At 64.7% G+C, this 7,479-nt stretch carries 5 protein-coding genes; 2 read left to right on the top strand and 3 right to left on the bottom strand.

Features of this window, described 5'->3' with window-relative positions:
* The coding region (locus B4E36_RS01940) for an FAD-dependent oxidoreductase (protein WP_345899913.1) at nt 1-721 on the bottom strand (721 nt) is incomplete at its 3' end.
* Complete coding sequence (locus B4E36_RS01935; RefSeq protein WP_292051786.1) at nt 718-1,176, bottom strand: DUF4126 family protein; 459 nt, start codon at nt 1,174-1,176, stop codon at nt 718-720. The genes B4E36_RS01935 and B4E36_RS01940, both read right to left, overlap by 4 nt.
* Before the next feature lie 334 nt (nt 1,177-1,510).
* On the opposite strand from B4E36_RS01935, the gene B4E36_RS01930 reads away from it, so the two are divergent.
* Entirely contained in the window at nt 1,511-2,563 is a 1,053-nt protein-coding gene (locus B4E36_RS01930) for a DUF475 domain-containing protein (protein WP_018064389.1), read from the top strand.
* A gap of 15 nt (nt 2,564-2,578) precedes the next feature.
* On the opposite strand, the gene B4E36_RS01925 is transcribed toward B4E36_RS01930, so the two are convergent.
* On the bottom strand, nt 2,579-6,082 hold the full coding sequence (locus B4E36_RS01925) for a PAS-domain containing protein (protein WP_292051788.1): 3,504 nt from the start codon (nt 6,080-6,082) through the stop codon (nt 2,579-2,581).
* Nucleotides 6,083-6,267: 185 nt separating this feature from the next.
* Here B4E36_RS01925 and B4E36_RS01920 point away from each other — a divergent pair, with 185 nt between their 5' ends.
* On the top strand, nt 6,268-7,434 hold the full coding sequence (locus tag B4E36_RS01920) for a pyridoxal phosphate-dependent aminotransferase (RefSeq protein WP_292051790.1): 1,167 nt from the start codon (nt 6,268-6,270) through the stop codon (nt 7,432-7,434).
* The last annotated feature ends 45 nt before the right edge of the window (nt 7,435-7,479 follow it).

Below are 7,479 nucleotides of genomic sequence, written 5' to 3'. Positions count from 1 at the left end.
CGCCGCCCCGCTCGACGCGGATGCATTCAGCGCCGGTCATCACGGTGATGCCTTCATCCTCCAGAAAGCCGCGCACCGCCTCGCTGACCTCCGGATCCTCGCGGCCGATCAGATGCGCGCCGCGCTCCACCACCGTCACCTTGGAGCCGAAGCGGGCGAACATCTGGGCAAATTCCAGCCCGATATAGCTGCCGCCGAGCACCAGAAGATGCGCCGGAAGGCGGTCGAGGCCGACCATGTCGCTGTTGGTGAGATAGGGAATATCGGAAAGACCCTCGATATCCGGTATCGCGGCCCGGCCGCCCACATTGATGAAAATTTTTGGAGCGGTCAGCAGCTCATCGTCGAGCGCAACCCGGTCGGGACCAATGAAACGGGCATGGCCGCGCAGCAGGGTGACATTATCGAGACCGGAGAGCCAGCTCTCGAGGCCGGACCGCGAGGCGCCGGCAATCTCGGCCGTGCGCGCCTGGACCCGCTTCATGTCGACGCTGATGCCGCCACCGATATCCACCCCGAAATCGGCCGCCCGCCGTGCCACATGGGCGGCGCGGGCGCTGGCGACCATCGTCTTCGTCGGCGTGCAGCCGGTGTTGACACAGGTGCCACCGACCTGATGACGTTCGATCAGCGCGACTTTCCGGCCTTCGGCGGCAAAACGCGCGGCAAGCGGCGGCCCCGCCTGTCCCGCTCCGATGATGATGGCGTCGAATGTCCTCATAGGCTCCACACGATACCCAATGCGGCAAGGATGGCAACCGCGTCCTCGATGAGGGCAGCCGGCAGATCGCGGCCGAACCGGGCCGCGAGCCGCTGCCGGACGGCAGCGCCGCCGAGCGTGCCGACCACCGCGCCGGCAACGCCGAGCACGAGGCCCGCGATCCAGAAGCCGGATGCAGACCCGATTGCCGCGCCGCAGACCGCGCCCATGAAAATGCGCGCCCCGAATTGCGGGGGCACCTTGCGGCTGGGGGTGGAGGGAAGCTGGTCGGTGACAAATTCCACGAGCGCCAGCACGCTCAATATGCCGACCGCCCATGGCGAGGCCAGAAAGGAGAGCCATGAGCCGGAGAGATCGAGAAGGCCCAGATAAGCGGCCCAGCTGATCGCAGCCGGTGCCGTCATCGCCCTCAAACCCGCAACAATACCGATTAACAACGCCAGAAGATAAAGCATGCCGCCAACTCCCAACCCGGTTGTGATTTGTCAATCTATCACGCCCTGTCCGGCGTGCAATCTGGAAAGCCGAATCGACGCGGCACTTGACGCCGGCGATTTTGCGGCTAAGTCTGGTGCAGTCCGGCGCATCCTGGAGGAGCCGCGACGAACCCGGTGCCGGGCCCCTCTGGCGAGAGTTTGACGGCGCTCTCGTGATGTCGGTACCGCCCGCAAATTAGCCGGCGGACATGGTTACCATGCTTCAAAATCTGACGTTTCGGACGCGTGCGCGTAATCTTCGTGCATGCGCGCTTTTCTTTCATAGCTCCCTGCCGACAGGGGAGGCCCGTCCATGAAAGCCTCCACCCTTTCCTATTTCAAATGGGCGTTCATCGTCACCATTGCAGGGCTCGTGGCCAGCACGCTTTACGGCTATTTCAGCTTTGGGCTGAGCGGCGCGCTCGCCTTCCTGTTCATCACCGCCGTGCTTGCGGTGCTGGAGATTTCGCTCTCCTTCGACAATGCGGTCGTCAACGCCAACAAGCTCAAGACCATGAGCCATGTCTGGCAGCGGCGCTTCCTCACCTGGGGCATCCTCATCGCCGTGTTCGGCATGCGGCTGGTGTTCCCGCTGGTGATCGTCGTGCTTGCCGCCAAGATCGGGCCGCTCGCCGCCATTCACCTGGCCTTCGCCGAACCGAAAGCCTATGCCGCGATCATGCATGATGCCCATCTGGCGATCGCGGCCTTCGGTGGCACATTCCTGCTGATGGTCGGCCTGTCCTATTTCTTCGATCATGAAAAGGACGTGCACTGGTTCGCGCCGCTGGAAAAGCCGATGGCGCGCTTGGCCGCGGTCAAGGGCATCGAAACCGGCATTGCGCTGGTTCTGGTTCTGATCTTCTCCAAACTCGTGGACGATGGCCGGGCGGAGGAATTCTTCTACGCCGCGATCTATGGCCTGCTGACCTATCTCGCGATCGAAGTCTTCAGCGGCCTGATCGACGCGACCCAGACGCAGACCGCCAAGGCGGCGGCGCAGGGCGGCCTCGGTGCCTTCATCTATCTCGAAGTGCTCGATGCCAGCTTTTCCTTCGACGGCGTCATCGGCGCCTTCGCGCTGACCAAGAACCTGCTGGTGATCGCGATCGGGCTTGGCATCGGCGCGATGTATGTACGCTCGCTCACCATCATGCTGGTGGACCGCCAGACGCTGTCGCATTTCCGCTTCCTGGAGCACGGCGCGTTCTACGCCATCCTGGTGCTGGCGGTGATCATGTATGCCCAGACGCTGCTGCACATTCCCGAGGCGATCACCGGGCTTGTGGGCGCTGGCCTGATCGCGCTTTCGCTCTGGTCATCGATCCGATGGCGCAAGCTGCAGGAACTCGCCGAAACGCTTTGAAAGCCGGACCGCCGACTATTCGGCGGCCGCCTTGTGGAAGATCGCGATCTGATTGAGGAAGGCGCGCACCAGCGCGGGCTTGAGCGGCTTGTGCTGAACGGCGATGTCCTCCTCCTCGGCCAGATCGCGGACCTCCTGGGTGCGGTCGGCCGTGATCAGCAGCGCCGGGATATGGCGCTGGTAGTGCTCGCGCAGGATCGTCACCGCATCGACGCCGCTTGCGCCATTGTCGAGATGATAGTCGGCGATGATCACGTCGGGAACGATATCGATGGCGCGCGCCTCCTCGTGCCCCCGCGCCACGTGAACCTCGGCGCCCCAGCCGCCGAGCAGCACCCGCATGCCCTCCAGGATCGCCTCCTCATTATCGATGCAGAGCACCTTGAGCCCGGCGATCGCCTGGCCGGGCAGCTTGCCGGCCGGTTTGGCCGCGGGCTGAGCGCTGTCGACGCCCGCCTCGGCCAGCGGAACGGACAGGCGAAACACCGTCCCCTCCCCCGGCGCCGAGGTCATCGAGACCGGGTGCTCCAGCATCCGCGCCAGCCGGTCGACGATCGACAGGCCGAGGCCCAGCCCCTGGGCCGCGCGCGCGCCCTCGTCCAGCCGCGTGAACTCCTTGAACACGCTTTCGGCCTTTTCGGCGGGAATGCCGATGCCGGTATCATGCACCTCGATCACCGCGTGATCGCCCCTCAGCCTGGCGCCGACCAGCACCTTGCCGCTGACCGTATATTTGATCGCGTTGGACACGAGGTTCTGCACCAGCCGCCTCAACGCCTGCGCATCGGAACGCACCTTGAGCGAAGACGGCACCACCACCAGTTCGAGGCCCTTTTCATCGGCGAGCGGTCTGAAATCGGTCTCGACCCGCTTCAGCGTGTCGCCGAGATTGACGGTAGTGAAATGCGGCTTCATTGCGCCGGCATCGAGCCGCGAGATATCCAGCACCGCGCCGAGAATGTCCTCGACCGATTGCAGGGCGGAATCGATCTTGTCGGAGAAGTCGCGGACCTCGCTTGCCGCCGGCAACCGCTCGCCGAGCGCGGTGGCATAGAGGCGGGCGGCGTTGAGCGGCTGGAGAATGTCGTGGCCGGCGGCGGAGAAGAACCGGGTCTTGCCGATATTGGCCTCGTCTGCCGCCGCCCGCGCCAGCCGTAGCGCCTTGTTGACCTCGGTCAGCTCGGCGGTGCGGGCGGCGACGCGCTGCTCCAGCGTCTCATTGGCCTGTTTGAGCGCGAGATCGCCCTCAACGCGGCGGGTGATATCGGTGAAGGTCACCACCATGCCGGCGTCGGGCATGGCGCGCGACTGCACCTCGATGATCCGCTTGCCGCTTTCCAGCACCAGCGGAAACGCGGTTTCGTGGGCGCGCAGCTTGCGCAGCGCCTCCTTCGCCTCATCGCCGGTCAGGTCGCCGCGCGAGGACAGCCGGCCGATGATGTTGATCAGCGGATAGCCGACCTGGCCGACCTCTTCCGGCAGGTCGAGCAGCGCGCGAAACCGCTTGTTCCAGACGGTGAGCCGGTTGGCGGCGTCGAAGACGGCGATCCCCTCATCCATCTGCGACAGCGCGGTCTGCAGCAGGCCCTGATTATACTGCAGCGCCTCGCTCGCCTGATCGAGCAGGAAGGCGGCATCGCCCGAGGCGGCCTCGGCGCGCTGCAGCACCAGCGACAGCACCAGCCGCGCCGATGACGAGCCGATGGCGGTGCCCAGCAATTGCTCGGAGAAATGGATGAGCGCCATATCGGCCTGCTCGTCATCCGCCATCCTGCGCCCGGCCGTGCGTTCAAACGTGGCGAACGACCGCGCCGTTCTCTCCGAGCCGAGATAGCCTTTCAGCGTCTCCCGCAGCACGCCGACGGACACGCCGGTACCGATGCCGCGCGCGGTCGACTGCCAGCGCGCCTGGCGCTTGACGAAAATGCCGGACTGGATGCGCTCCAGCGGTCGCGCCGGGCGGCTGAGCGAGCCGATCACGAGGCCGGCAATATTGACCAGCAGCGACAGGCAGGTGACGTTGAGCAGGATATCGGCGTCCGGGCCGGTGAACAGGCTTGTCCCCGGAATGAGGAAGTTCATCACCATGCCGGCGACGGCGGATTGATCCGGCCCGCCGAGGCTCGGCACGAACAGCAGATAGACCCAGGTGACGAAACCGAGCGACAGGCCGACGATCGCGCCGCGGGCGTTGGCGTTGCGCCAGACAAGGCCGATGAACAGCGCCGGCGCCACCTGGGCAATCGCCGCGAATGCCAAAAGCCCGATCGAAAACAGCCCGCGATCGCTGTCGATATGGCGGTAATAGGCATAGCCGAGCAGCATGACGCCGAGGATCGAGGCGCGGCGGACATTGAGCAGCAGCGCGTAGAAATCATGCCGCCGCCCCTCACCCGACATCATCCGCCTTCTCAGGAAGATCGGGTTGACGATATCGTTCGACAGCATGATCGCCAGCGCCACGGAGGCGACGATGACCATGGCGGTGGCGGCCGAAAAGCCGCCGAGAAACGCGATCAGCGAGATCAGCCGCTGGCCGGCGGCGATCGGCAGTTGCAGCACGTAGAGATCGGGATCGGCGCCGGGACCGAGCGTCATCGCCCCGCCGATCGCCACCGGCAGCACCAGAATGTTGATCGCGATCAGATAAAGCGGAAACAGGAAGCGGGCGAGGTTCAACTCGCCTTCCGAGCGGTTTTCGACCACGGTGACATGAAACTGGCGCGGCAGAAGCAGGATGGCGCAGGCCGAAAGCCCGGTCAGCAATATCCAGCGGCTGATCGGCGTCTCATAGCTGAGGGCTGCTGCCGTCACCGCGTTTTCGCGCGCCTGGGTCAGAAGATCGGCAGGCCCGTCAAACAGAATGAACAGCGCGAACAGGCCGACCGAGGCAAAGGCCACCAGCTTGATCACGGATTCCATCGCGATCGCCAGGATCAACCCGTCCTGGTGTTCCGTGGCATCAGTATGGCGGGTGCCGAACACGATGGCGAAGCTTGCTAGCGCCAGCGTGACCGCGAGCGGCAGGCCGACGCCATACGCGGCGCCCGCCGACAGGAACCCGGTTTCGCCGCCCACCATGACCGAGACCGAATCCGAGACAGCCTTCAATTGCAGCGCGATGTAGGGGATGGCCGCGGCGAGCGAAATGATCGCCACAAGGGCCGCGACGATCGGGTTCTTGCCGTAGCGGGCGGCCAGGAAATCGGCGACCGAGGTCAGCTTTTCCGCCTTCGCCAGCGCCACGATGCGCCGGACCACCGGCATGCCGACGGTGAATACCAGAATGGGACCGATATAGATGCCGAGGAATTCCAGCCCGCGCGTTGACGCCAGCCCGACGCCGCCGAAATAGGTCCAGGAGGTGCAGTAGACGGCAAGCGAGAGCGCATAGACCATATTGCGCCCGTCGCGCGGCCGCATCTGCCGCTTGGCCTGCCGGTCGCCGAAACTGGCGACGGCAAACAGCAGCAGGATGTAAAGCAGCGCCGACAACAATATCAGCCAGCCGGGCAACATCCGTTCATTCTCCCGTTTCCGATTGCGGCGCTCCCGGCCGCAGGCCTCCACGATATGCCAAGGCCTGCGATTTTCAAATGCGACTGTCGCAGCACACCCATCAAAAGAATCAATTGATCAAAGCTTGAAATTCATGGCATTCACCATCCGCGCCGTTTTATGACTGGCGCGACAGGAGACCACGCATGCGCCTTACCGAAAGCCTCAGCCGCCGCGCCCTCGAAGCGCCGGAAAGCGGCATCGTCGAGATCATCAATCATGCCCGCGGCCGCGACAACCTGCTGCCGCTGTGGGCCGGCGAAGGCGACCTGCCCACGCCCGCCTTCATCAGCGACGCCGCCAAGGCGGCGCTCGACAATGGCGAGACTTTCTACACCTATCAGCGCGGCATTCCCGAACTTCGAAGCGCGATCGCAGATTATTACGCCCGCCATTTCAAGGCCCGGCTTTCGCCCGAACACATCTATGTCACCGGCTCGGGCATGCATGCGATCAAGCTGATGGTCGAGGCGCTGACGGATGTCGGCGACGAGGCGATCTATTTCACGCCGTGCTGGCCCAATATCGCGGCAGCACTCGGCGTTTCCGGCGCCCGCAAGGTCGGCGTGCCGCTGACCTTCGCCGATGGCCAGTGGTCGCTCGATATCGGTGAGGTGGAGCGCGCGATCACGCCCAAAACGCGGATGATGTTCGTCAACACGCCCGCCAACCCCACCGGCTGGACGGCAAGCCTCGCCGATCTCAAGGCGCTGCTCGACATTTCGCGCCGCCACGGCATCTGGATCCTCGCCGACGAGATTTACGCGCTCTATCACTATGCCGACGGCCGCGCCGCCTCCTTCCTCGACATCATCGAGGAGGGCGACCGGGTGGTGTTCGCAAACTCGTTCTCCAAGAACTGGTCGATGACCGGCTGGCGCGTGGGATGGGTCGTGGCCCCGCCCGAACTCGGCGACGCGATCGAAAACCTGGTGCAGTACACCACCTCGGGCGTCGCCCAGTTCATGCAGCGCGGGGCCGTTGCGGCGGTGACGGAGGGTGACGATTTCGTTGCGGAGAACATCGCGCGGGCGACGGCCGGCCGCGACATCTTCTGCGACCGACTGCTTGCAACCAACCGGGTCGAGACGCTGAAGCCCGCCGGCGCGATCTATGCCTATCTCAAGATCGACGGCATTACCGACAGCCGCCAGGCCGCGCTCGATATCGTCGACAAGACCGGCGTCGGCCTTGCCCCCGGTTCCGCCTTCGGCAACGCAAGCGACCCCTTCCTGCGCGCCTGCTTCCTGCGCAATGCCGACCAGCTTGCCGAGGCAGCCGACCGGCTTGCGGATTATATTGCGAAGCTTTGAGGGGGGGGGCGTAAAAACATAACCGCATAGCCCCCCAATCTTCTC

Origin of the sequence: Martelella sp. UBA3392 (assembly GCF_002358775.1) — a bacterium.
GTDB lineage: Bacteria > Pseudomonadota > Alphaproteobacteria > Rhizobiales > Rhizobiaceae > Martelella > Martelella mediterranea.
Note: the sequence above shows the minus strand (reverse complement) of the source record. Positions and strands in the feature narration are given on the sequence as shown.

Coding starts and splice junctions, on each gene's coding strand:
- B4E36_RS01925 (WP_292051788.1), bottom strand. CDS start 6,082: ATGTTGCCCGGCTGGCTGATATTGTTGTCGGCGCTGCTTTACATCCTG.
- B4E36_RS01930 (WP_018064389.1), top strand. CDS start 1,511: ATGAAAGCCTCCACCCTTTCCTATTTCAAATGGGCGTTCATCGTCACC.
- B4E36_RS01920 (WP_292051790.1), top strand. CDS start 6,268: ATGCGCCTTACCGAAAGCCTCAGCCGCCGCGCCCTCGAAGCGCCGGAA.
- B4E36_RS01935 (WP_292051786.1), bottom strand. CDS start 1,176: ATGCTTTATCTTCTGGCGTTGTTAATCGGTATTGTTGCGGGTTTGAGG.